General features: G+C 67.7%; 22 protein-coding genes and 3 pseudogenes. 13 read left to right on the top strand and 12 right to left on the bottom strand.

Annotated features, from left to right (window positions below; genetic code table 11):
- The first annotated feature begins 139 nt into the window (after window positions 1-139).
- Window positions 140-481: a LysR family transcriptional regulator gene (locus tag Pmi06nite_RS31535; protein ID WP_203956900.1), complete on the top strand. Its 342-nt coding sequence runs from the start codon at window positions 140-142 to the stop codon at window positions 479-481.
- A 53-nt stretch (window positions 482-534) separates the two neighbouring features.
- Here the strand turns inward: Pmi06nite_RS31535 and Pmi06nite_RS31540 are convergent, their stop codons facing one another.
- Both Pmi06nite_RS31540 and Pmi06nite_RS31545 read right to left on the bottom strand, forming a co-directional pair.
- Complete coding sequence (locus tag Pmi06nite_RS31540) at window positions 535-1,434, bottom strand: SDR family NAD(P)-dependent oxidoreductase (protein ID WP_203956814.1); 900 nt, start codon at window positions 1,432-1,434, stop codon at window positions 535-537.
- 316 nt (window positions 1,435-1,750) lie between these two features.
- Window positions 1,751-2,566: an SDR family NAD(P)-dependent oxidoreductase gene (locus Pmi06nite_RS31545; protein ID WP_203956815.1), complete on the bottom strand. Its 816-nt coding sequence runs from the start codon at window positions 2,564-2,566 to the stop codon at window positions 1,751-1,753.
- 103 nt (window positions 2,567-2,669) lie between these two features.
- Between Pmi06nite_RS31545 and Pmi06nite_RS31550 the strand changes: the two genes are divergently transcribed.
- Window positions 2,670-3,287 (top strand): TetR/AcrR family transcriptional regulator, encoded by a 618-nt coding sequence (locus Pmi06nite_RS31550; protein WP_203956816.1) that lies wholly within the window; start codon window positions 2,670-2,672, stop codon window positions 3,285-3,287.
- A gap of 152 nt (window positions 3,288-3,439) precedes the next feature.
- Here Pmi06nite_RS31550 and Pmi06nite_RS31555 read toward each other — a convergent pair whose 3' ends face one another.
- Window positions 3,440-4,291, bottom strand: coding sequence for a helix-turn-helix transcriptional regulator (locus tag Pmi06nite_RS31555; protein WP_203956817.1), 852 nt, complete (start codon window positions 4,289-4,291; stop codon window positions 3,440-3,442).
- Between the two features lie 214 nt (window positions 4,292-4,505).
- On the opposite strand from Pmi06nite_RS31555, the gene Pmi06nite_RS31560 reads away from it, so the two are divergent.
- A complete protein-coding gene (locus Pmi06nite_RS31560) occupies window positions 4,506-5,255 on the top strand; it encodes an SDR family NAD(P)-dependent oxidoreductase (protein ID WP_203956818.1) in 750 nt (249 codons plus the stop codon).
- Window positions 5,256-5,496: 241 nt separating this feature from the next.
- A protein-coding gene (locus Pmi06nite_RS31565; RefSeq protein WP_373317344.1) for an IS5 family transposase occupies window positions 5,497-6,296 on the top strand; the annotation gives its coding sequence in 2 pieces (ribosomal slippage) (window positions 5,497-5,830 and window positions 5,830-6,296; 801 coding nt in all).
- A gap of 6 nt (window positions 6,297-6,302) precedes the next feature.
- Here the strand turns inward: Pmi06nite_RS31565 and Pmi06nite_RS31570 are convergent.
- Complete coding sequence (locus Pmi06nite_RS31570) at window positions 6,303-7,190, bottom strand: AraC family transcriptional regulator (protein WP_203956819.1); 888 nt, start codon at window positions 7,188-7,190, stop codon at window positions 6,303-6,305.
- 205 nt (window positions 7,191-7,395) lie between these two features.
- On the opposite strand from Pmi06nite_RS31570, the gene Pmi06nite_RS31575 reads away from it, so the two are divergent.
- Together Pmi06nite_RS31575 and Pmi06nite_RS31580 are read left to right on the top strand one after the other, a co-directional pair.
- Entirely contained in the window at window positions 7,396-8,235 is an 840-nt protein-coding gene (locus tag Pmi06nite_RS31575) for an oxidoreductase (protein WP_203956820.1), read from the top strand.
- Between the two features lie 150 nt (window positions 8,236-8,385).
- Window positions 8,386-8,526, top strand: coding sequence for a hypothetical protein (locus Pmi06nite_RS31580; RefSeq protein WP_203956821.1), 141 nt, complete (start codon window positions 8,386-8,388; stop codon window positions 8,524-8,526).
- On the opposite strand, the gene Pmi06nite_RS31585 is transcribed toward Pmi06nite_RS31580, so the two are convergent.
- Window positions 8,523-9,698 carry an NACHT domain-containing protein gene (locus Pmi06nite_RS31585; RefSeq protein WP_203956822.1) on the bottom strand — a complete coding sequence of 392 codons (1,176 nt, stop codon included), beginning with the start codon at window positions 9,696-9,698 and terminating at the stop codon, window positions 8,523-8,525. The two genes, Pmi06nite_RS31580 and Pmi06nite_RS31585, sit on opposite strands and share 4 nt — an antisense overlap.
- Window positions 9,646-9,969: a hypothetical protein gene (locus Pmi06nite_RS31590; RefSeq protein WP_203956823.1), complete on the bottom strand. Its 324-nt coding sequence runs from the start codon at window positions 9,967-9,969 to the stop codon at window positions 9,646-9,648. The genes Pmi06nite_RS31585 and Pmi06nite_RS31590 overlap by 53 nt, the downstream gene beginning before the upstream one ends.
- Before the next feature lie 252 nt (window positions 9,970-10,221).
- Here Pmi06nite_RS31590 and Pmi06nite_RS31595 point away from each other — a divergent pair.
- The 4 genes and pseudogenes from Pmi06nite_RS31595 (at window position 10,222) to Pmi06nite_RS42225 (ending at window position 15,375) form a co-directional block, all read left to right on the top strand.
- Window positions 10,222-11,369, top strand: a pseudogene (locus tag Pmi06nite_RS31595) (IS256 family transposase).
- 1,231 nt (window positions 11,370-12,600) lie between these two features.
- Window positions 12,601-14,133, top strand: a pseudogene (locus Pmi06nite_RS31600) (ISL3 family transposase).
- 535 nt (window positions 14,134-14,668) lie between these two features.
- Window positions 14,669-14,824: pseudogene (locus tag Pmi06nite_RS31605) on the top strand (transposase); the annotation flags it as partial.
- 179 nt (window positions 14,825-15,003) lie between these two features.
- Window positions 15,004-15,375: a substrate-binding domain-containing protein gene (locus Pmi06nite_RS42225; protein ID WP_373317345.1), complete on the top strand. Its 372-nt coding sequence runs from the start codon at window positions 15,004-15,006 to the stop codon at window positions 15,373-15,375.
- A 69-nt stretch (window positions 15,376-15,444) separates the two neighbouring features.
- Here the strand turns inward: Pmi06nite_RS42225 and Pmi06nite_RS31615 are convergent, their stop codons facing one another.
- From Pmi06nite_RS31615 to Pmi06nite_RS31640, 6 genes are all read right to left on the bottom strand, one after another.
- Window positions 15,445-16,332: an amidohydrolase family protein gene (locus Pmi06nite_RS31615; protein ID WP_203956824.1), complete on the bottom strand. Its 888-nt coding sequence runs from the start codon at window positions 16,330-16,332 to the stop codon at window positions 15,445-15,447.
- Window positions 16,329-17,447: a nickel pincer cofactor biosynthesis protein LarC gene (larC, locus tag Pmi06nite_RS31620; protein WP_203956825.1), complete on the bottom strand. Its 1,119-nt coding sequence runs from the start codon at window positions 17,445-17,447 to the stop codon at window positions 16,329-16,331. The genes Pmi06nite_RS31615 and larC overlap by 4 nt, the downstream gene beginning before the upstream one ends.
- Window positions 17,444-18,112, bottom strand: coding sequence for a nickel pincer cofactor biosynthesis protein LarB (gene larB / locus Pmi06nite_RS31625; RefSeq protein ID WP_203956826.1), 669 nt, complete (start codon window positions 18,110-18,112; stop codon window positions 17,444-17,446). The genes larC and larB overlap by 4 nt, the downstream gene beginning before the upstream one ends.
- 1 nt (window position 18,113) lies before the next feature.
- On the bottom strand, window positions 18,114-19,370 hold the full coding sequence (larA, locus tag Pmi06nite_RS31630; protein ID WP_203956827.1) for a nickel-dependent lactate racemase: 1,257 nt from the start codon (window positions 19,368-19,370) through the stop codon (window positions 18,114-18,116).
- 66 nt (window positions 19,371-19,436) lie between these two features.
- Entirely contained in the window at window positions 19,437-20,192 is a 756-nt protein-coding gene (locus Pmi06nite_RS31635; RefSeq protein WP_203956828.1) for an SDR family NAD(P)-dependent oxidoreductase, read from the bottom strand.
- Window positions 20,189-21,037: a fumarylacetoacetate hydrolase family protein gene (locus tag Pmi06nite_RS31640; RefSeq protein ID WP_203956829.1), complete on the bottom strand. Its 849-nt coding sequence runs from the start codon at window positions 21,035-21,037 to the stop codon at window positions 20,189-20,191. Before Pmi06nite_RS31640 ends, Pmi06nite_RS31635 begins: the two co-directional genes overlap by 4 nt.
- A 169-nt stretch (window positions 21,038-21,206) precedes the next feature.
- On the opposite strand from Pmi06nite_RS31640, the gene Pmi06nite_RS31645 reads away from it, so the two are divergent.
- The 3 genes from Pmi06nite_RS31645 to larE are packed head-to-tail and all read left to right on the top strand — an operon-like array spanning window position 21,207 to window position 23,994.
- Window positions 21,207-22,502, top strand: coding sequence for an L-fuconate dehydratase (locus Pmi06nite_RS31645; RefSeq protein ID WP_203956830.1), 1,296 nt, complete (start codon window positions 21,207-21,209; stop codon window positions 22,500-22,502).
- Window positions 22,503-23,195 carry a FadR/GntR family transcriptional regulator gene (locus Pmi06nite_RS31650; RefSeq protein WP_203956831.1) on the top strand — a complete coding sequence of 231 codons (693 nt, stop codon included), beginning with the start codon at window positions 22,503-22,505 and terminating at the stop codon, window positions 23,193-23,195. It abuts the gene before it with no gap.
- Window positions 23,188-23,994, top strand: coding sequence for an ATP-dependent sacrificial sulfur transferase LarE (gene larE, locus Pmi06nite_RS31655; protein WP_203956832.1), 807 nt, complete (start codon window positions 23,188-23,190; stop codon window positions 23,992-23,994). Before Pmi06nite_RS31650 ends, larE begins: the two co-directional genes overlap by 8 nt.
- Window positions 23,995-24,047 lie beyond the last annotated feature (53 nt).

The following is a 24,047-nucleotide window of genomic DNA, read 5'->3' on the forward strand; positions in this document are numbered from 1 at the left end:
GGCCCGTCGTCGGTGACGATGAGTTCGGCGTGGATCCGTGCCGGAGGACCTGGATCTGTATCGCATGCTGGGCGTATCGGCGGGTGTTCTCGAGCTGATTGCCACCAGCCTGTCAAGGAGCGTGGGCGTGGCATCGACGATGACCGAGTCCGCAGGCCGCAACCGGAGCCGGGAGCGGACGGTGGCGTTCGGCCGCGCCGCGGCCCGGTCGCGCATCGCGGGCCCGTCGCTCTCCCAGCAGATCAAGGCACTGGAGCGCGGTCTGGGCGTACGTCTATTCGATCGGGACCGCCGCTCGTCGCGCAGACCCCCCGGACAGGCCCTGCCGCCCGCTGATCCGGCGCACCGCCGAGTCCTCACCAGGTGCTGCGCCGCTTCACTCGCGGTGGCCCAAACACCCCACCTCACCGCGCTTCATCCATGCAAAGGGGTGAAGACTCCGACAGTGCCGAGAAGCCACTGCGCATCGTTCTCCCCCTAAGAGTTCGGCCGGCTCTACGACGTGCCGCCCGCCGTGGAGGCCCGGCTTCTGGCTCAGACCTGCATGGTCTTGACCTGGAGCAGTTCGCCGAAGCCCATGCGGGTGATGAACGCCTCCCGAGCCTCCCGCATGACTCGGTTGACCTCCTCGACTCCGGCGTTGGTGAAGTCGACGACACTGCGCAGCGGCCGGGTACCTGCGGGCAGGGCGAGGATTCGCGTGATCTCCTCGGCGACCGCAGCCGGGTCGGCGTCGACCCCAGGCTCGAACAGGCTTTCGGTAGCCTGCTCGTTGCGAGCGACCAGGTCGTCCAACGCCGAGTAGGCCTGCGCGGTGGCCGTGTCGGTGGTGTGGCTGGCGTTGGGGAAGTGCTCGGTGCCCTTGGTGAACGGGCCGGGCATCACGATCGTGGTCTCGATCCCGAACTGGCCGACCTCGTAGGCAGTGGCCTGGGCGAGGGCGTCGGCAGCGAGCTTCGACGCGACGTACGGGCCGAGGAACGGCGGCACGACCACCGACGTGGTGCTGCCGATATAGAGCAGCGTCCCCGAGCGGCGCTCCCGCATGTGTGGGAGGGCCGCGCGATTGACGCGCTGGATGCCTAAGGCGTTGATGTCGAACAGCCGTTGGATGTCCTCGGCGGTGAACGCCTCGACGTAGCCGACGAACAGGTGGCCGGCGTTGTGCACAACGGTGTCCAGTCGGCCGCTCTCGCCAAGGATGATCTTGACGGCTGCGTCGGCCGACTGCTGGGACTGCACGTCGAGCTCGACCACGTGCAGGTCGAGTCTTCGCTCGTCGCCGAAGTCGAGCAGTTTCTTGAGATGCGCGGCGTTCCGGCCGCCGGGGTCATACATGCTGGCGTAGACGGTGTGGCCGGCGGTGGCCAACGAGCGGGCGGAGAGGTTGCCGATACCGGTGGCGGCACCGGTGATGAGGACGACGGAAGGCATGACGGTTCTCCTTGTGAAGTGGGCGGTGATGATCGCGCCGCCGGAGACCCAGGGCAACACCTCGAAGGCGCCATCGATGAATGCTGCGCCGTATATCAGATCGGTCCCCACCCGCCCGCCGGCGATTTACCCAGGCGTAAGAGTCGAGACATCGTGGGTCATGTATGGATCGTCACCCGGGCGGGCCTCACTCGGTCAGGCCCCAGTTCTCCTGGGAGGACGGAGTCCGGGTGTGCCACTGCCCCGACCGGCAGGAACGCTTGATCGGCCTGCCGGGCGGGGGATGTTCTCACGCCGCGTCGGAGCCGCAGGGCGTTCAGCCCTGAGCCAGGTGGGAGACGTGCTCCCAGTCTGCCCAGGTTTGCAGGCGCTGGGCGTAGAGGTTCTTGACTAGGTGGGTGGGGGAACTGCCGAAGAGCACGCGCAGTGGGGGCTGCTCGGCGTCGACGATCTGCAGCAGCGCGAGGCTCGCAGCTTCGGGGTCGCCGACGGGATCAGCGCTGACCGCGGCGTGGACCGCCTTCTTCACCTCCTCATAGACAGGGTTGGGATCGGCGAGGACGGCGGAAGAGCCCAGCCAGTCGGTGTCGAACCGGCCGGGCTCGACGAGGGTGACCTTGATGCCGAAGCCCGCGACTTCCTGGGCCAGGGACTCGGATAGGCCCTCCAGCGCCCACTTGGAGGCGTGGTAGCCGCCCAGGGTGGGGAAGGCCGCGATCCCGCCGGTAGTAGAGATCTGGATGAGATGCCCGGATCCTTGGGTGCGCAGGATCGGCAGGACTGCCTGGGTGACCCGCAGGGCGCCGAAGAAGTTGGTTTCCATCTGGTCGCGGATCTGCTGCTCGGACAGCTCCTCGACCGCCCCGAACAGTCCGTACCCGGCATTGTTGACCACCACGTCGAGGCGGCCGAACCGCTCGTGCGCGGCAGCGACGGCCGCACCGACGCCTGCCCTGTCGGTCACGTCCAGTTGCAGCGGCAGCACAGCGTCCCCATAGCTCTCCGCCAGGTGCTTCAACGACTCGGTGTCGCGGGCAGTCGCGGCCACCCGGTCACCGCGCCGCAGCGCCGCGATGGCGAACGCGTGGCCGAACCCGCGCGAAGTGCCCGTGACGAACCAGACCTTGCTCATGTGCTCCTCCAAGCTCACGGTCGCGGCGTGTACCGCTCCTACTAGCACCATACGCCAATAATGACACCCGGTGTCACAGTCTGCGCGCGGTACCATGCATGACATGGATGCTCCCCAAGTCCCCGCCCCCGGTCTTCGCGAGCGCACTCGGCGCGCGGTGCGTGCGGAGCTGATGGCCGAGGCGTGGCGGCTGTTCGCCGCTCAGGGATTCGAGGCCACCACCGTGGAGGAGATCGCCGCGGCAGCGGGAATGTCCAAGCGCAGTTTCTTCCGCTACTTCGTCTCCAAGGAGGACCTGGTCCTCGGCAACCTTGAGGATGTAGGGCGTGAGGTCGCCGCCGCCCTGGCGGAGCGACCTGCGGACGAGTCGGCGTGGCAGGCGCTCCGCCGAGCTTTCGACGGCCTGGTCGCGGAGATCGAAGCCGACGCCGATCGCTTCCGCCCGCTGCTGACGATGTTGCGGAGCGAGCCGGGCCTGCATGCCAGCCACGTGGAGAAGCGGCAGCGCTGGCAGACGATGCTCGCCCCTCAGCTCGCCGCCCGCGTCCCCGCTCGCGCCGGCGGATCCCAGGACCGGCCGGACCCACGCCTCGCCGCGCTCGCGGGCGCCGCGCTGACCTGCTTCGATGTCGCCCAGACGGCCTGGCTCGACGATCCCGCCACCGACTTGGCCGCTCTCCTCGACGAGGTCATGACCGCGATCAGCACCCTCACTCCGTAGCCGAACCAGACGCCATGGGAAGGTCGTCGAATTTCACCGCCACATCAGCGGTGCCACGAGGATCACGGCGGTGGCGTTCAGACCGGGCACGCGCTCGGGGCCGCCGGCCGATGTGCTGCGCGGTGCGGCCGTCAGCGAGGTGTGCCGGAGGTCTAGAGCGTCTTCTCCCTTAGGCCGGCCGAGTTCGGTGCCACTACGAGGCTGTCCAATTGGTCCAGAGCGGCCTGCGACGGGCTGCCGGGTTCGGCTTCCCCAACGAAGATGCGCAGGCCGGGCACGCTCTCGATGCGCAGCGTCTCATGCCAGAGGGTTACATGACCGACGTCACGCCGGCATAGGCGTACGAACCCCTGTTTCCTGCTCTGTACGTCATGGCGAGCCCATAGGTGGCGAAAGTCCTCGCTTGCCCGCGAGAGCTCTTCGACCAACTCATTGAGGAACGGGTCTCGGGGATCCGCTCCCGCCGCGGCGCGAAGGTCCGCCACATCGTTACGGGCCTCCTGTTCCCAATCCATGTAGAACTCATGTGCCACAGGATCGAGGAAGGCGAACCGGACCAGATTGTCGTGCTCCAGCCCCTTGAAAAGGGCAACGGCCAGCCGGTTCTTGGCCACGACGTCCAGCCGGTGATTCACCACAAGCGCCGGCGCGTGATCCCATTTCTCGATGAGGCGCAGCACGGCCGGACTGACCTGGTCGGCCCCGTTGCTGGGTGGACCCGTGTCTGCCCGGGGGCGTGCGAGCTCACACAAGTGCCGTGTGGCCTCGCCGTCCAATCTCAAGGTACGTGCCAGGGCTGCGATTACTTGATCTGATGGACGGCGTTCCCGCCCCTGCTCGATCCGCATGTAGTACTCGGTGCTCACGCCGGCCAGCATGGCCACTTCATCGCGGCGCAGCCCGGGTGTCCGGCGTCGGCCCCCGTCCATCAGCCCCACCTGGTCGGGGCTCGTCACCTGCCGCCGAGCGCGAAGGAACTCCCCCAGGCGCTTGTCACGATTCATTCCCACACGCTACGAGGTGACGAAACGAGAAGGATGGTCGTGTCACACCTAGGAACACGGTTGCCATGTGCCAGAGGTCCCGTATTGCTTCGCCCAGTCGAGAACCTTCGAATCGGGCGCACGCTGGTCAACGATGGTTCCGCAGGCCTCACCCCGCCCATTGAGGCGGCGTAGAAGCGAGTGAGGCTGAACGTCACTAGCAGGGGGATCGGCGATGACGCATCCACTCGCAGGGAAGACCGCCTTGGTCACCGGGGGATCACGTGGGATCGGCGCGGCTATCGTGCGCCGGTTGGCCCGCGACGGGGCGCAGGTGGTCTTCACCTATCTCCGCTCTGTGGACCTGGCAGAAAAGGTCGCGCGGGAGTTGGCGATCGCCGGGGGTCGCTCCCTGGCCGTCCAGGCCGACAGCGGCGACCCTGAGGCGGTCTGTGCCGCCGTGGCGCGGACAGTGGAGACCTTCGGTGGCCTGGACATCCTGGTGAACAACGCCGGTCTCAGCATCCGGAAGCCTGTCGGCGACGTCACGCTGGAGGACTTCGACGTGATGGTGGGCGTGAGTCTCCGCGGCCCGTACGCGACGATCCAGGCCGCCCTTCCTCACCTGCCCGATGACGGCAGGATCGTCAACATCGGCAGCATCTGGGCCGATCACCTGCCGCTGCCGGTGGCCCACCTCGGCATGTCTCTGTACACGATGACCAGAGCGGCGACGGCCGGCTTGACCCGAGCCCTCGCCCAGGAACTCGGACCACGTGGCATCACGGTCAACAACGTCCAGCCGGGCACCACCAGGACGGATCTGGTCCCCGACCGCCTGATGGAGGTCTTGAGGCCGATGATTCCCCTGGGCCGTATCGGAGAGCCCGCCGACGTTGCCGGCGCGGTTGCCTACCTCGTGGGGCCGGATGCCCGCTTCGTCACCGGCGCGAGCTGGAACGTCGACGGCGGCTACATGACATGAGACGGGCAGTAGTCGGCGCAGGCGACTTGTCCTGATCAACCTTCCGGCCAGGTGGCCGCTCTACTGCGACCGCGACATCGCTAACGACGTCGAAATCCGCAAGGCCGGCAGCCTCCCCGTGGTCGCCCCGGCCCGGGTCGACTCCGCGCTGTCTTAGAAGTCCTAACAAAAAGGATCTTGGAATAGGTTGATCATCTCTGCTGTTGATCGCGGCGTGAGGAAGGGTCAACAGCCTCCATGGATCGTGTCCGATGAACTGTGGGCGCGGATCGGGCCGTTACTGCCGGTCGTGCCTCGACGAGCCGACCACCCGGGCCGCAAGCGTCTGGATGACCGGAAGGTCCTGTCGGGCATCTTGTTCGTGCTCTACACCGGGATCGCGTGGGAGTTCCTGCCCCAGGAGTTGGGCTTCGGCTCCGGCATGACCTGCTGGCGGCGCCTGCGCGACTGGCATGAGGCCGGGGTCTGGCAGCGGTTGCACGAGTCCTTGCTCGCCGAGTTACACGCCGCCGGGGCCCTGGACTGGTCGAAGGCGGTGGTGGACGGCTCCCACATCCGAGCACTCAAAGGCGGCCCAAAACTGGGCCGAGCCCGGTCGACCGTGCCCAAACTGGCTCCAAACACCATCTGATCACCGAAGCGCACGGTATCCCGCTGGCCGTCATCCTGGCCGGCGGTAACCGCAACGACGTCACCCAGCTCATGCCACTGATCCAGGCCGTCCCGCCGGTACGCGGCCGGCGCGGCCGACCCCGGCAACGTCCCGACACGCTCTACGCCGATCGCGGCTACGACCACGACAAGTACCGCAAGCAGGTCCAAGCATCCGGGATCATCCCGATCATCGCCCGCCGCGGTACCGAACACGGCTCCGGCCTGGGCGTACATCGGTGGGTGGTCGAGCAGAGCTTCGCACTACTGCACTGGTTCCGACGGCTACGCATCCGCTGGGAAATCCGCGACGACATCCACGAAGCCTTCCTCAGCCTCGCCTGCGGCATCATCTGCTGGCGCCGAATGGCCAAACTCCAACTTTGTTAGGACTTCTTAGGCCGGCGCGGCCTCATTCTTTCTGCGGGTCGCATCCTGGCCGGGGGAAAGCCCGAACTGGCGGCGATATTCGCGGCTGAACTGGGACGGGCTGTCGTAACCGACGGCGAATCCCACACCGGCGACGTCTCGCGGTCGTTCCATCAAGAGGAAGCGCGCCTCCTGCAGCCGGATTTGCTTCTGATATTGGATCGGGGTCATCGTGGTAACCGCTCGGAAATGCCGATGGAAGGACGTCACGCTCATCCGGGCTAGTTGCGCCATTTCGTCGATGCGCAGGGTCGCGTCGTAGTTCTGCCGAATCCATTGGATCGCCCGGCCGATCTGGGAGAGGCGACTGTCGGCGAGACCGATCTGCCGGATCATCGCCCCCTGAGCTCCGGTGATCAGGCGCCACAGGATTTCTCGCTCGGCCCCCGGCCCGAGGACGCGGGCATCGGCGGGGTGATCGAAAAGCCGTAGAAGACGGACGACCGCATCGAGGAGAACAAAAGGAGCATCGCTGACGGCTATGCCCGGCGGAGGCGAGGGGGCCCTTTCCTGCGATGCCGTCTCCAGCAGGAGCGTGGCGATCGCCGCCGGCTTCAAAGTCAGCGCGAAGGCCGAGAAGGGCTCGTCAGCGCTCGCCTGCGTGATGTACGCCGTGAGCGGCAGGTCGACCGACACCACGAGATACTGGCCGGCATGGTAGTCGAACACGCTGCCGTTGAGCACCACCCGCTTGGCCCCTTGGGCGATCACCGCGAAAGCGGCACCCGCCATGCACTCCAACGGCTCCGTCGGTGCGCTGGAAACTGTCAGTTCGACCCCGTTGAATTCCTTGCAGCGGCTTCCGGAGGCGGAGTGGCGGGCGATCAGCTCCTGAAGCTCAGCCAGTACGTCCACGCCCTCACTAAAGCATCGAAGCCGCCGGCGTGGCTAGCTCGGCATGCCTGATCCTTAAACGATTGGCAGGATCAGGCAAGGCACTGACAGCATCGTTCTACCTGTCGGGTGATTCCGCATGCTTTGCTGGGCACCACACCGGCCGACGTTAACAGTCGGTTGTTCACGAACAGGGACGGAAAAGAGTAAGCACATGTCAGCGGATATGACCGATGAGACTCAGGGCCAGGTTTGGCTGATTACCGGATGCTCGACTGGATTCGGCCGCGAACTCGTCCTCGCGGCACTGGCCGGTGGCCACCGGGTGATGGCCACCGCACGTCGTCCCGAGACACTGGCTGACCTGGCGGAGTTCGGCGGGGACCGGGTGAGTACGACAGCGCTGGACGTCACAGACCCTGCTTCCATCCAGGCGGCGGTGAAGACGACGCTGGCAACATTCGGCCGGATAGACGTTGTGGTCAACAACGCGGGCAGCATGCTTCTCGGCGCTGTCGAGGAATTCACGATGGCCGAGTTGCGCTCGCAAATGGAAGTGGTCTTCTTCGGCGCGGCCGAGGTGACCAAGGCGGTCGTGCCATTGATGCGCGATCAGGGCAGTGGCACGATCGTGCAGATGAGCTCATTGGGCGGGCTGATGACCTACCCGGGCTATGGCGCCTACCACTCCGCGAAGTGGGCGCTCGAAGGCCTGTCCGAGACGCTGGCGGCTGAACTGGCACCGCTGGGAGTACGTGTACTGATCGTGGAACCTGGTGCGTTCCGCACGGAGTTCAACAGGAACATCAACAAGACTAACGAAATCGCGGCCTACCACGAGTCGTCCGGCGTGACTCGGAATCTCACGGACCAACTGCTGGACGCCGAGCCGAACGACCCGGCCAAGGGCGCGGCGGCCATCGTCAAGGCCCTTTACAGCAAGAACCCGCCGCTGCGGCTCGTCCTGGGTAATGACGGGGTTGATCAGGTACGCGCCCACCACGAGTTCTTCCTGGCCCAGGTCGCCGACTGGGAAGCACTCAGCCGCTCGACAGCGATGTCCTGACCGCACCCGTCCCGCGCCGATACCCACCGGCAACATCACGATCTACGGCTGCACCAGGCGATGGTTTCAATTCGATCTTGCGAGACGGGATCGCGGAGCCAGATTCGTATCGAGACGGGCTTTGCGCTGGGTTGGGACCGCAGGAACGCCGTGGCCGCCGTCGAGTGGCCGGCAGCGGGCGAGGAGTCCGAGGTGCACGGCGGGGACGGCGGTGACGCGCAGGGTGTAGCCCTGGCCGCGCCGTACGGTCACGCTCTGGTCGAGCGCGGCGCCGCGATGACGCGCCGCTAATCATCAGTCAACGGCGTGATCCCCACCTGCGCCCACGGGAGCCGCCAGTTGAGCCGGTCTACCGCGTACGGGCGCGTGGAGACGATCGCTGAGGCGTTGGTGCGACCGAGGAACGCCTCCAATATCCCAAGGGCGCGTTCGGCTGCGCCGACGTCGCTCCACTCGTCGACGCCGTCGACGAGCAGCAGCAAGCGATCGTCCTGCAGAGCGCGCTGGACCAGCGGCCACAGATGTGCGGCGCTGTGCAATTTCAGCCAGGCTTCAGCAGCCGAAACGAGCGAGTTCTCGGTCGACCTTTCCAGGTGACGGCACAGGAACCCAAACGGCAGCCAGATCGGCAGGTCGGCAGCGTGCTCCCGCTGCAGCGGGATCGACTGCGGCTGGGACGAGAGCACGTCCGTTGCCGCGAACCGCAGGAGGCTGGACTTACCCGCTCCCGGACGGCCAACAAGTAGCCGATATTTACCCCCGGCCAACCACTCGTCGGCCCCGACTGTGCCAACTATGGCGCCTGTGGTCGGCGTGGACCGGGTTGTGCTGTTGAGCAGGTGGCGGACGGATCTGAACGACTGCCGGCGTGCACCCAGTCGGGAGGCGACGTAGGTATGCCCGTCGACCGGACCTTGCGCAAGGTTTTGACCTTCACCGGTCGGCTCGAGGATATTGGACTGCTGGCGGTTGGTATCGACATCCAAAATCACAAACTGGTGGTCGGGCTCTGTGTTCTCGACGAGGTGGACACCGCCCTGGGCGGAGAAAACGGCCTGGTAGAGGTCACGCAGCCCGGCACGTAGCTCGCTGCTGTCCTGGCGGGGCAGGTTGATGGCGAGGGCTTGTGCTGCCCCCGGGCCGCAGAAACACTCGACCCAGGACCGGCCGAAGAAGTCATCGACGATGCGAGGATGATCCTTCAGCAGGCTGGAGACCTCCTGCACACCCCACGGAACAAAGGTGATCTTGAATTTGGCCAGACGTTCGGTCTGCTGGCGGATCGCGGCGTCCAACTTCGTGTCCTGCAGGTCGAACGAGGTGGCGAAGTAGAACCTCGACGTCTTGTACGCCCATTCGCCCTTCAGCAAGTCGTCAACAGCCTTCTTAATCTTGGCTGCCGTTAGGGATTTAATCCGCCGCGATTGCAGGGTGATTGTAGTTCCGGCCGCCGGTTTCGCCATCTGTCAGATCCAGTGGGAGCCGGGCGTAGGCATCGATCCCGGCCTGGGCCTGACCTGGAACGCCGAAGAGTTTCGCGTACTGGACGGGCCGGACCGTGTGCAGCAGCCTGAGAAACAGGCGCTCGGCGTCGGGCCAGTGCAGCTCACCGATAGGCAGCACCTGAGCCTTGGTGTCGATGGGTGGCGGGGGAAGCTGCCCTGTAGGGGCAGCCCACAAGAGCGCTTCGGCGCGGTCTGCGTCATCCCTCTCGTCCACGTAGGCCAGCATCATCTTTCCTTCGCCGTAACTCGCCGGCGCTCCGGCCGCCGGTTGCGTCCACGGGGGTGGTGTAAGAGTTTCCGCTGGTAGAGGCGTGGCGTCGTGAAATGAGTACGGCCATCGCGTGATCCTTCGTGATTGCGACATCAAGATCGAAGGAGAAGAAAAGCGATGGCCGTGAACGACAGTGTGGACCCTGGCGCGTGGCTGGCGCGGCAGATCGAGGCCGGGGATCCGGATCTGTTGCGATCCATGGTGAAGACCATGGCCGAGGCGTTGATGTCGGCCGAAGCAGACAGCGTCTGCGGGGCCGACTACGGGCAGCGCAGCAGCGAACGGACCAACTCCCGCAACGGCTACCGCACCCGCGAGTGGGACACCCGCGCCGGAACCGTTGAGCTGGCCATCCCGAAACTACGGCAGGGCTCCTACTTCCCGGACTGCTGCTGGAACGCCGACGGCGGGCCGAACAGGCACTGGTCAGCGTCGTGGCCACCTCCTACCTGCTGGGTGTCTCCACCCGGCGGGTGGACAAGCTGGTCGAGCAACTCGGCATCACCGGCATCTCCAAAAGCCAGGTCTCTCAGATGGCCAAAACCCTCGACGTGCAGGTGGAGGCGTTCCGCACCCGCGCGCTGGACGGCGGCCCGTATGCGTTTGTCTGGCTGGATGCGTTGACGCAGAAGGTCCGCGAGGGCGGGCGGATCGTCAACGTGCACACCCTGGTCGCCACCGCGGTCAACGCCAACGGCCAGCGGGAGATCCTCGGCCTGGACATCACCTCCCGTGAGGACGGCGCCGGCTGGCTGGCATTCCTGCGCGGCCTGGTCGCCCGCGGCCTATCCGGCGTGCAGTTGGTCATCTCCGACGCCCACGCCGGGCTGGTCGAGGCGATCGGCGCCACCCTGCCCGGCGCGTCCTGGCAGCGCTGCCGGACCCACTACCTGCGCAACCTGCTGACGACCGTGCCGAAGTCGGCTCAGCCGTGGGTGGCCACGCTGGTGCGGACCATCTTCGACCAGCCCACCACCGAGCAAGTTCGCGCTCAGCACGCCTGGGTCATCGACGCCCTCCAGGCGAAATACCCGGCCGCCGCCGACCACCTCGACCAAGCCCGAGACGACCTACTGGCCTTCGCCCAGTTCCCGCGCGAGATCTGGAAACAGATCTGGTCCAACAACCCGCAGGAACGGCTGAACAAGGAGATTCGTCGCCGCACCGACGTCGTCGGCATCTTCCCCGACCGGGAAGCGATCATCCGCCTCGTCGGCGCGGTCCTGGCCGAGCAGACCGACGGATGGACCGAAGCCCGCCGCTACATGGGCCTGGACGTCCTGGCCAAAGCCCGCCTGCGAGTGATCCCCGGCGACACACCGAACCAGCAACAGCTACCGGAGACACTCACCGCTTAACCTGCAGAAACGGATCACGCGGAGGTCGACTCATACACCACCCCGCTGGACGTGACCGAAGGCGGCACTCTGCGGCAGTAGTCGGCATTGATCAAATCGACTTTTAATCCGTAGGTTCAGGGTTCGAGTCCCTGGCGCCCCACCACCTCACACCCCATCTGACCTGCAATTTCTCGAGCGAGCCGGGCCTCGTGGCGAGAAGATGATCTCGCTTGGTTGCTCGTTGGCTGCCCTTGGGCACGGATCGGGCACAAGGAAGAAGTTTAGTCGCGGCATGTCATGTCGGACCCGTCAGACGCTTATGGGAAGACCAAGCCGAAGGACCCCTCCGGGACGCCGCGCCCGACTCGGGCGGGTAACGAGTCAAGTGTTGATCAAGCCGTTTGGAGCGGGCACCGTCGCTGGCCTTGCCGCTTGGATGAATGCCGCCCGCGAGCTGCTGCCGTGGGCCGAACGGTACTGGTCGCGCACCAGGTCCTCATCGACGCGGACTTGATCGGCATGCATGCGTGGTCTACTCATGCAATCTCCCGTCCGAGCACAACAGTAGCCACAGCGTTGGCCGCGGAGACACCGACCAGTAGGGGCAGTCCATTCGCGTCCGACAGGACGTGCATCTTCGAACCCGGCTTCCCCGCCACGGGCTCGGTCCTAACACAATGGCTTCGACGACAGGTCAGCATCGTTTCGGCCCGAAGCCCGTCAAAGCGGCACTCCCCGCACCCATCCACGGTCACCGTCCAGGAACCCCGACATCGTCAAGCCGGCCTCGCCAAGTGACGTCTCAAGGAAGTCGTCGTCGAGGCGCCTGCTGACCGCGTCTTCGAAGACCTCGCCCGGTTCACCTGGCGCAGGCTCATCACGATGCTGATGGTCCGGCACCACTGGAGTTGGAAGGACGTCCGGCGTTGGCTTGTCACTCCCACCGGGCGGTGGCGGCCGATCGCTGCGGACGGAATCGAGCTGTTCAACATGGCCAGCACACCGGTCACCCGATACCGCTGGCGCGGCAGCAGAATTCCCAACCCTTGGATCCTCAACCGCGTCTGACGGCAGGTCCCGTGGAGAGCCCGTTGCGTTGAGAGGCGCACGGCGGGTTCGGCGAGCGGCCTGGAGAAACGGACCGGGAGTGATCTCGGCACCGCGCTCCAAACCGACTCAGCTCTGTCTCTCTTTCGGCTCTGTCGCAGATTCGGTGGTGACGAATGGTTCGGCTGCGTCACAGTGAGTCATGCTTGATCTTGACGAGCTTGTGCGCGTGGTCTTTTCGGGGTTGTCGCCGCTGGTGGTGAAGGACGTCGTCGACGAGGGCGAGCGGATCCGCGTGCGGGCGCGAACTCCGGACGGGTCGGCCACCTGCTCAGGGTGCGGGGCTGAGACAGCGCGGGTGCACGGCTATCACGACCGGACCGTCGCCGACGTCCCAATCGACGCCCGCCGGGTACTGGTGGTGGTGCAGGTTCGCCGCCTGGTCTGCCCGACCGGTGGCTGCCGCCAGACCTTCCGCGAACAGCTGCCCGGCGTGCTCGAGCGTTACCAGCGGCGCACCACCCGTCTGACCTCGAAGATCGGTGCGGTGGTCCCGCGAACTGGCCGGACGAGCTAGCGTGCGTGCCTTATCCGCTCTGGCTGTTGGCCTGTCCCGGCACACCGCGCTGCGCCTTCTGCTGCGCATGCCGACACCCCAGCCTCGGGTGCCCCGTGTGCTCGGGGTGGATGACTTCGCGCTACGCCGACGTCACCGCTACGCCACCGTGCTGATCGACGCCCAAACGCGCAACGCATCGACGTCCTGCCCGGCCGCACCGCCGATGTCCTGGAGGCCTGGCTACGTGCCCATCCCGGAGTGCAGGTGGTATGCCGGGACGGCTCAGGCGCCTACGCCGAAGCCGTGCGCCGCGCGCTGCCGGACGCCGTCCAGGTCACCGACCGCTGGCACCTATGGCACAACCTGAGTGAGGCCGTCGGGAAAGAAGTCGCCGGACACAGTGCCTGCTGGGCCAAGGCCGGACCGCCAATACAGGACGGCAAACGCGCCAAAACCACCCGTGAGCGCTGGCATCAAGTCCACGACCTGCTCGGCAAGGGCGTCGGACTGCTGGAATGCGCCCGCCGGCTGAACGTGTCCCTCAACACCGTCAAGCGCTACGCCCACGTGGGCGAACCCGAACGCCTGCAACGCGCCCCGCAATACCGGCCCACCCTCGTCGACCCCTACCGCGACCACCTCAGGCGCCGCCGATCCGACGACCCCGCCGTCCCCATCCTGCATCTGTTCAACGAGATCAAAGCCCTCGACTACCAGGGCAGCTTCAACCTCCTCTACCGCTACATCACCCAAGCCCGGGTCGAAGCCGACCGCCTGCCCATCTCACCCCGCCGCCTCGCCCGGCTTCTCCTCACCCGGCCCGACAACCTCAAAGACGAGCACCGCCGCTTGCTGGACGACCTCACCACCGCCTGCCCACAGATGATCGACCTGGCCGAACTCGTCCGCGCCTTCGCCAACCTGCTACGGCCACACGAGGACAACGCCGACCGTCTTGATGCGTGAATCACCACCTCCCGGACCTGCGATCTGCCTCACCTGCACGCCTTCACCCACGGCCTCGACCACGACCGCGACGCCGTCCACGCGGCCGTCACCTTGCCCTTCCACAACGGCGGCACCGAAGGCGTCAACACGAAAACCAAGCGCATCATGCGCCAGATGCACGGCCGGGCCAGCTTCGCGTTGCTCCGCCACCGCATTCTCCTGGCCTAACCCTCCGTCACCACCGAAAGAGAGACAGAGCCGTTCTTCTTACAGTCCCGTTCCTGGCCGGCTGGTTCATCCAGAACATCGAGCCGGGCATCCCGGGCCGTCTTGTCGCCGTCCGGGTCCGCGAGACGGAGCGCAGCTGGGCTCGCTTCGACGTGGAGGAGCGATGACCGCCGGCATCAGCTCAGAGATGCGCAAGGACAGCGAAACCAGCGTGCACGTCCTGGCGTTCGCAGAAAACTTTGGGCGCTGACCGCCCACCCCTTTGCTCAGCCGCCTGTTTCCCCCACCCTCGGAAGCGAGGCGAAGTCCATGACGAACGCCGTCTACAGTCCGGCACCCGGCCAGAGTGCGGCCGTACCAGCGCAGCCCGGCCCTTCGGCTCCGGGACGTCTTGGCCAAGCTGCACGTGCTCCCCGCTACCGGCGGTGATTCGAGCGGACGTGCGGCTTGCCGCAGCCCCGCTACTCGCTGCGGACTGAGTGACGGGCAACCCTGCGGGGCCGGTGTCCTGGAAGGCCACCCGGGCGCGCCTTCGCCCACGCCTCGGGTGCCCCGTGTGCTGGGGGTTGATGACTTCGCTCTGCGCCGGCGTCACCGCTACGCCACCGTGCTGATCGACGCTCAGGCGCGCGAGCGTATCGACGTTTTGCCTGGCCGTACCGCCGATGTCCTGGACCACGGAGCCCGAGACGGGACTTCCTCCCCGCGGCCCGAAAGTATGGCTGTGTGAGCAGGTGATCGCAGCCGAGGCGACCGATCACCTGCTGGAGCTGGGGCACCGCACGGTCCATCACGTGCCCACTCTCAACTCCTCACGGCCGGGAAGCCGCTCGGAAGGTTGGCGGCAGGCGCTGATCCGGGCGCGCCCCCATCCCGCCCAAGCGCCCGCCGGGATGGAGCGCGGAAGCCGGTTACCGGGCAGGTCGGCCTGCGCGAGATCCGGAGGTCACCGCGATCTTCTGCGGCAACGACGATCTGGCACTCGGCGTCCACCGCGCCCTCCGCGAGGCCGGCCGATCGGTGCCCAGTGATGTGAGCATCGTCGGGTTCGACGACTCACCGTCCGCGGCGTTCTGGAATCCCCCGTTGACCACGGTCCGGATGGATTTCGTCGCATTGGGGCGGGCCTGCTACGCCGCCGCGCGCGCGCAGATCTGGGACGAGGAGATGCCCGTCCCCGACCTGCCGAGCCCGAGGCTCATCGTGAGGCAGTCGACCGGGCCACTCCCCACATCGACGTGAGCAGCGACTTTCCCGGCTCCGAAAGTGACCTTCTCAACCGGGGACTGATGGCGCGCCGAGCATCACGGCTCACTGGTGCCGTAACGAGTCTTCCGCTCCTGACTCCGTTCGCAGCTGGTACACGCGTGCCGCGGTTCCGTGGAAGACGGCGTCACGTTCGGTCGCTGACAACCCCGCGGTGATGAGAAGAGTCTCCGCGGCATCGGCCCAGTCGGTGTAAGCACCGGCGAGGAGGCAGACCGGCCAGTCGGAGCCGAACATGATCCGCTCGGACCCGAAGGCGTCAAGGACGACGTCGGCGTAGGGACTCAGCCCCGACACGTTCCACCCGTCCCACTCCGCTTCCGTGATCATCCCGGAGAGCTTGCAGGTCACATTCGGCAGATCGGCCAGCTCACGGATCCAGCCTGCCCAGGGCTCCAGCTCGCCCGTGGCGATGGGCGGCTTGGAGAGGTGGTCCAGCACGAAGCTCAACTCGGGCAGCGCACGGACCGTCTCGATGGCGGCGGGCAACTGGTGGGGCAACGTCAGCAGGTCGTAGGTCAGCCCGGCCGCCGCGACGTTCCGTAGCCCTCGGCGGACGTCGTCGCGGGACAACCAGCGCGGGTCGGGTTCACCTTGGACCAGGTGCCGGACGCCGCGCAGCAGCCCACCTCCCGGTGACGACGCCAGCGCGTCGAGTTCGTCCGGGAGATCGGACGCGGTCAGGTCGGCCCATCCGACCACGCCGGCGACGACCTCGGACGCGGCGGCCAGCGCGAGGAACTCCCTGGTCTCCTGGGCGTCGGCCGACACCTGAACCAGCACAGATCGGGTGACTTCGGCCTGCGCCGAGACCCGCGCGTAGTCGGTCAGGGTGAAGTTCCGGCGGATGGGCGCCATCTCGGCGGCGTCGAGCCAGGGTTGCTCCCGCCGCGCGAGATCCCATATGTGGTGATGGGCGTCGATGCGTGTCATTGGGCGTCGAGGGCCTCTCGTGCGAGCTGTCGCAGGGGTATTCCGGTGGCGTCCGCCAGCTTGACCAGGTCGTCGTGTTCGGCCTTGGCGCCCCAGGGGCCGCGTTTCACACGCACCTCACCGCCGTGGATCGTCACCGTGTCGGTGCTCCGGGGCAGCGCCACCTTGTCGACGAGGCTGCGCCGGAGGCCGAGGCTGCCGGTCTCGCGGAGAACCAGTTCCTGCAGGCTGTCCGCCAAGTCCTGTGCGACGAGGACGTGCAGGACGTTCGCGGGGCGGCCCTTCTTCATCGTCGCGGGCGTCGACCACGCGTCGGCGGCGCCGGCGGCCAGGGCTCGTTCGATGACATAGGCCAGCGTCTCGCCGGTCACGTCGTCGACGTTGGTGGACAAGACGACCTGCGTGCTCGCGCCGCCGCCGGGCTCCCCCAGCACGGCCACCACCACGTTGGGCCGGTCGGGCAGAATCCGGGTGCCCGTGCCGTAGCCGGAGCCGCGGATCGTCATCGGAGGCGGTGACTCGTAGCAGGTGCCTGCGGCTTTGAGCAGGGCGGCACCGGTCGGGGTGACCGTCTCCCCCACGATGGCATCGCCGCGCACACGGGCTCCGTGGAGCAGGGCGAGCGTCGCGGGGGCCGGAACGGGCAGCACCCCGTGGCGGGTCATGACCGTGCCGCTCCCCAGGGGAAGCGGCGCGCAGTGAACCTCGGTGACACCCAGAGCACGCAGCGCCGCGCCACAGCCGACGATGTCGATCAGCGTGTCGTGACCGCCCAGCTCATGAAGGTGCACATCGGTTACGGGCACGCCGTGCAGGGCGCCTTCCGCCTCGGCTATGGCGGCGAGCGCCGCGTCCGCGACGGGCAGACCGGCCTTCGCGGCCATCTCGCGCAACACCGAGGCGGGGCGCTCGGTGGCGTCGTCGTCGACCTGGATCAGGACGCGAGTGGCCATCAGCGGTCCGCTGCGCACCCGCTCGGCGTCGAGGCTCCAGCCGGTCAGGCCCGTCGCGGCGACCGCCTGCCGTACGGCCTCGATCGGGGCGCCCGCGTCGAGCAGCGCCGCCAGCAACATGTCCCCGGCCAGGCCGGTGAAGGGGTTCAGATAGAGAATCATGCCGACACCCTGGTCAGACGATATGCCGCGAGGGCGGCGCCGAATCCGGAGTCGATGTTGACCACGGTGAGCCCGGCGGCGCACGAGGTCAGCATGGCCAGAAGAGCGGTGACGCCCTCTAGCGCAGCGCCGTACCCGACGGAGGTGGGGACGGCGACCACCGGCGCCTCGACGAGGCCGCCCACCACGCTGGCGAGCGCGCCCTCCATCCCCGCGATGACGATGACGGTGTCGGCGTCCCGCAGCCTGTCCGTTTCGGCGAGCAGTCGGTGGATACCCGCCACTCCGACATCTCTTATCTCGGTGACCCGCATCCCGAGAGCGGTGGCCACCGCCGCGGCTTCCGCGGCCACCGGGCCGTCCGAGGTGCCCGCTGTGACGACGGCGACCCGGAAGCCGATGTCGTCCGCCTCACGCCAGGTGAGCAGGCGGGCCGCCTCGTCGTAACGTCCGCCGGGGACGGCGGCGTGGACCGCGGCCGCCGTGGCCGCCTCCACACGGGTGACCAGAACCGGTCCGGTGTTGCGGGCGATCAACGTGGTGACGATGGCGGCGATCTCGGCATCCTGCTTGCCCGGTCCGTACACGATCTCCGGCAGGCCCTGGCGGGCCTGTCTGCCGATGTCCACACGGGCGAAGCCCAGGTCAGACGTGTGGTGGTCCACGCTAATCCTCTGCGAGATAAGGGATGGTCATCGGGCCCTCCGGAAGCACGCACACTCGACCGGGCAGGGAGGCGACGGTGGCGGAGATGTCACCGGTCTGCTCCAGGTGGGCCGAGGCCAACTCGGCCCCGGACAGGAACGAGGTGTGCATGATCACTCGGGCGGCGATCTGGATACGTGCCTGGATCTGGACCTGCCACTGGTCGGGCACGGTCACGGCCCGACTGGAGATCTCCTCGAACAGCGCCCCCGGCGATGCCGCCGATGTCAGCACGTCACGGTAGGAACCGTGGTCGGGAAAGCCGTCGCGGCATTCGGCGGCACAGATGATGACCCCGCCGGGCTTGACCACTTGTGCTGCCGCGCTCATGCCCTTCACGGACTGGTAGAGATTCTGGTCCAGCGGGAAACCCGCGTTGGTGGTGATCACCACGTCGAACGGAGCATCGACGGCCCGCATCGCCGTCTGGCGGGCGGCACTCGTGGCTGCGGCATGCATGGGCAGCAGGTCGCCGCCGAACGCCGCGACGATCTTCTGGTCGCGGTTGAGAACGACGTCGAGGGCGAAGGTGACGCCCGTGCCGAGGGCGATCGCGCGGACGTCGTCGTGAACGGGATTGCCGGCAGTGACTCCCCAGGTGGCCCTCGGGCTGCCGATGCGTGCGGCGTCATGGAGCTTCAACACGGTCTCCAACGCCGCCAGACCCGGCGCGACGAGCTTGGGACCGCCGGAGAAACCCGCGAAGAAGTGCGGCTCCACGAAACCCGTGGTGATCTTCACGTCGGCCTGGACCCATTCGCTGTTGAGCCACACCGGGACTCCGTCGCCGTGGCGGCCCATCCAAGTCAGGCTGCCCGGGTCGCGGGCATCGTGATTGACGATCCGCACGCCGTCCACGACCTGATCGCCGAACATCGCACGCAACTCGGCTTCGGTGTTGCCCCTGTGCGTGCCGGTGGCGACCAGGATGACGACGTCCTCGAGGTCCACCAGTCCGTCGAGTTCCTCCAGGATCGCGGGGATCATCAGGTGCCGGGGCTGCGGCCGGGTGCCGTCGCAGGCGGAGATGGCCACGGTCTGCCCGGGCCGTACCCGCTCGCGCAGTGGCGGGCCCGCGACGGGTTGGCGCAGCGCCCGGCGGAGTTCCGCCATCTCGTCCGGTACGGCCGGCCGTGCCACGGGGGTGATCACCGTGGTGCGGTCCGCGGGCAACTCCATGGCCAGGCCGGTGCTGCCGTAAGCCAGGTCAACCAGCATGGATGATCGTCTCCCCCGTTCCCGCGTGGTGTGCCGTACCGAGGTCGTGCGGACCGGAACCGATCCTCATGACGACACGGGCCGCAGGCGGAGGCCCGCCATGCCGCCGTCGACGGGCAGTTCGACGCCCACGGTGGAACCCGAGGCGGGGCCGGCCAGGTAGGCGACGGCTGCGGCGACCTCCTCGGCGGTGACGAGCCGGCCGTGCGGCTGGCGTGCCCGCAATGCGGCCCTTTCTCCGTCCGGGTCCGGGGCGGCGGCGAGAAGCCGCTCGATCCACGGAGTGTCCACCGTGCCGGGGTTCACACAGTTGACCCGGATCCCCTCACGGATGTGGTCGGCGGCCATCGCGCGGGTCAGCGCCAGCACGGCGCCTTTGGACGCCGAGTACAGCGCCCGCTGGGGCAGCCCTGCCGTGGCGGCGATCGAGCAGGTGTTGACGATCGCCGCGGACGGCGAGCGCCGCAGATACGGCAGTGCCGCCCGGGTGACCCGGGCGATGCCGACCACGTTGAGGTCGAACACGCGCAACCACTCCGCGTCGGCGTTGTCGGCGACGGTGCCCTGCGCGCCGATGCCCGCGTTGTTGACGACCACGTCGATCCGCCCGAACCGATCGGCGACTCCGGCGACCGCCGTACGCACGCTGGAGTCATCGGTGACGTCGCAGGCGAACCCGGTGAGCGGGTCCGCCACCTCGGGCCGCACGTCGAGTACGGCGACCTGCGCGCCACGCCGGGAGAGTTCCCGGGCGGCGGCGAGGCCTATGCCGGACGCGCCGCCGGTGACCACCGCCACCAGGCCGTCGAAGTCGTCGCTCATGCCTGCGCCACCTTCTGCCGCTGGCGGCCGAGGCCGTCGATCTCGATCTCGACGACGTCGCCTGAGCGCAGATAGGCCTCCGGACCGCGACCGAGGGCCACTCCGGCCGGGGTTCCGGTGTTCACGATGTCACCGGGCTCCAGCACCATGAACTGGCTGAGGTACCAGATCACATGCTGGACGTCGAAGATCTGGTTCTTGGTGTCGCCGTTCTGGCGAGGCTCGCCGTTCACCCACAACCGCAGGCCGAGCGCCTGGGGATCGCCGACCTCGTCCGGTGTCACCAGCCACGGTCCGAGCGGGTTGAAGGTCTCGCAGGATTTGCCCTTGTCCCACTGGCCGCCGCGCTCGTTCTGGAACTCGCGCTCGGAGACGTCGTTGGCGATCGCGTAGCCGGCGATCACGCCGGCGGCCTCCGCCGGGCTGTCGAGATAGCGCGCGGTCCTTCCGATGATCACCGCGAGTTCGACCTCGTAGTCGGTCTTGACGCTGCGCCGCGGCACCAGGACCGTGTCGTCGGGACCGACCAGGGTGTTGGACGCTTTGAGGAACACGACCGGCTCTGCCGGTGATTCGGCACCGGTCTCCTCAGCGTGGTCGGAGTAGTTCAGCCCGATGCAGACGATCTTTCCGGGCCGGGCCACCGGTGCGCCGACCCGCTCGTACGGCCCGGCCTCGAGCAACGTTCCGGCGGCGACGGCAGCCTGGACTCGGGCGACGCCGTCATCGGCGAGGAAGGCGCCGTCGATGTCCGCGGTCAGCGACGATAGGTCCAGCACCCGGCCGTCCGGCCCGATGACCGCCGGCCGCTCGCCGCCGGACGGCCCCACTCTCAGCAATCTCATCTCGACCCCTTACTCGGGATTCACCCAACCTTTGTGACACCGACGAGCCTGGCATATTTCGCACCCGTGCGTAAAGTGGCCCTTCCACCGTGCGATCGGGTTGACGCCTCCTCGCCATCAGTCTTACCGTCTGCCATATTCATCGGGTTAATTTTTGGGAGTTTGGCCGATGCCCACCATCACCACCGTCGACGTCGTCGACGTTCGGTTCCCCACCTCCGCGACGCTCGACGGCTCCGACGCCATGAATCCCGACGGCGACTACTCGGCCGCGTACGTCATCCTGGGCACCGACGCCGACCACTCGGGATACGGGCTGACCTTCACGATCGGCCGCGGCACCGATCTGTGCGTCGCGGCGGCGCGGCAGATCGCCGCGCCGCTCGTCGGCCGGGACGTCGGCGAGGTCACCTCCGACCTCGGCGGCCTCTACCGCGAGATCATGTCCGACAGCCAGATGCGCTGGCTGGGCCCGGAGAAGGGCGTGGTGCACCTGGCCGCGGCGGCCGTCCTCAACGCCGCATGGGACCTCGCAGCCCGGAGCGCGGGCAAACCGCTGTGGCGCCTGATCAGCGACATGACCCCAGCCGAGCTCGTCGCCGCGTGCGACTTCCGTTATCTCACCGATGTCCTCACCCCTGACGAGGCGATCGAGATGCTGGAGAAGCTCGCTCCCACCCGGGAGCAGCGCATCGCCGATCTGGCGGTCCGCGGCTATCCGGCATACACGACCTCGCCCGGCTGGCTCGGCTACTCCGACGACAAGCTCCGGCGGCTGTGCAAGGAGGCGGTCGAAGAAGGCTGGACCCATGTCAAGCTCAAGGTCGGCGCCAACCTGGAGGACGACGTCCGCAGGCTGGGGATCGCCCGCGAGGAGCTCGGCGACCGGACCTTGATGATGGACGCCAACCAGGTATGGGACGTTCCCCAGGCCATCGACTGGGTGAACCGGCTCGCCCCTTTCGGTCCACTCTGGATCGAGGAGCCCACCAGCCCCGACGACGTCCTCGGCCATGCACGCATCCGCCAGGCGGTCGCGCCCGTCGGAGTGGCCACCGGTGAGCACGCGCACAACCGGGTCATGTTCAAGCAGCTCCTACAGGCCGGGGCCATCGACTTCTGCCAGATCGACTCCTGCCGGCTCGCATCGGTCAACGAGATCGTGCCGATCCTGCTCATGGCCGCCAAGTTCGGCGTTCCCGTGTGCCCGCACGCCGGCGGCGTCGGCCTGTGCGAGATCGTCCAGCACCTGTCCGTCGTGGACTACGTCTGCGTCAGCGGCACCCTCGACGGCCGCGTTCTGGAATACGTCGACCATCTGCACGAGCACTTCACCGACCCGGTCCGGATCGACGCCGGCCGGTACCGGCTGCCGGAACTTCCGGGCTACAGCACGCGGATGCACTCCGAATCCGTCGACACCTACCGCTACCCTGACGGCCGGCACTGGTCACAGGGAGTCTGAGTGGGCGTCATCGAAGCCACCATCGAGAAGATCAAGCAGATGCTGGTCGACGGCGAACTGCTCCCCGGGCAGAAGCTTCCGGTCGAGAAGGACCTGGCCGACCAGCTCGGTGTCTCCCGCAACACGCTGCGGGAGGCGGTCCGCGCGCTGACCACGATGCGCGTGCTCCAGACCAGGCAGGGCGACGGCACCTACGTCACCAGCCTCTCCCCCGGCCTGCTGCTCGACGGCCTGAGTTTCGTCGCGGACCTGCATCTCGACGCGGAGGCCAGGCACTTCCTGCACGTCCGCAGGCTGCTGGAACCGGAGGCCACGGCGCTGGCGGCGACCCGGGTGTCGGAGCCGGACCTGGCGCGGCTTGACGATCTGCTCTCCCGGGCCGAGCACCTCGCCGACCGGAGCCCGGTCGACCACGACGGTCTCGTCGACATCGACCACGCCTTCCACTCCCTGATCACCTCGCTGTGCGGCAACGCTGTTCTCGCCGCGGTCATCGAGAACATGTCCGGCAGGACGGTCCGCGCCAGGGTCTGGCGCGGCATGACCGACCCCGGCGCCGTGCAGCGCACGCTGCGCGAGCATCGGCTCATCTATCAGGCACTGCGCGCGGGAGACACCGAGCGCGCGCGGCTGCACTCCGCGGTGCACATCGTCGGCGTCGAGGACGCTCTCTTGGAGGCGACGCATGAGTGAGGGCATGGACCGGCTGACCGAGCGCCTGAGCCGCGAACACGCGGTCGTGGTCGCGTACTCCGGCGGCGTGGACTCGGCGCTGCTGGCCGTGGTGGCCGCCAACGTGCTGGGAGCCCGGGCGGTGGCCGCGACAGCGGTCTCCCCCAGCCTCGCCGCCGCCGAAAAGGCGGCGGCGAAGGCGTTCGCCCGCGAGCACGACCTGGCGCACATCGAGGTCTGCACCGACGAGGGCGACCGGCCCGAGTACACGGCCAACGGCCGGGACCGCTGCTACCACTGCAAGTCGGCGCTGTTCGACGCGCTCACCCCGCTGGCCCGTGCTATGGGCGCCCGGATCGCCCTGGGCACCAACCTCGACGACCTCGGTGACCACCGCCCCGGCCGGCGCGCGGCGGATGAGCGTGGTGCGATCGCCCCTCTGGTCGACGCGGGGCTCTCCAAGGCCGGAGTCCGCGCGCTCAGCCGGGAGCTCGGCCTGGTCACCGCGGACAAGCCCGCCGCGCCGTGCCTCGCCTCCCGGGTGAGCTACGGCGATCCGGTCACGCCGGAGGTCCTCCGCCGGATCGAGGTCGCCGAGGCGGCACTGCGCGGCCTGGGCTTCCCGGTCTGCCGTGTCCGCGCCCATTCGGGCGGCACCCTTGCCAGGGTGGAGGTCCCGTCCGCCGAGATCGCCCGCGCGAGCGAGTTGCGCGAGCGGATCGACACCGCGGTGCGCGGCGCGGGGTTCACCTTCTGCTCGCTGGACCTGTCGGGCTTCGCCTCGGGACGGCTCAACGCCCTGCTCCCCCTGCTCGTCTGAACCGAAGAGGTACGGCCTGCGTCGCGATCGCGACGCAGGCCGTACCTTTCTTC

It is taken from the genome of Planotetraspora mira (genome assembly GCF_016863275.1).
Taxonomy (GTDB): domain Bacteria; phylum Actinomycetota; class Actinomycetes; order Streptosporangiales; family Streptosporangiaceae; genus Planotetraspora; species Planotetraspora mira.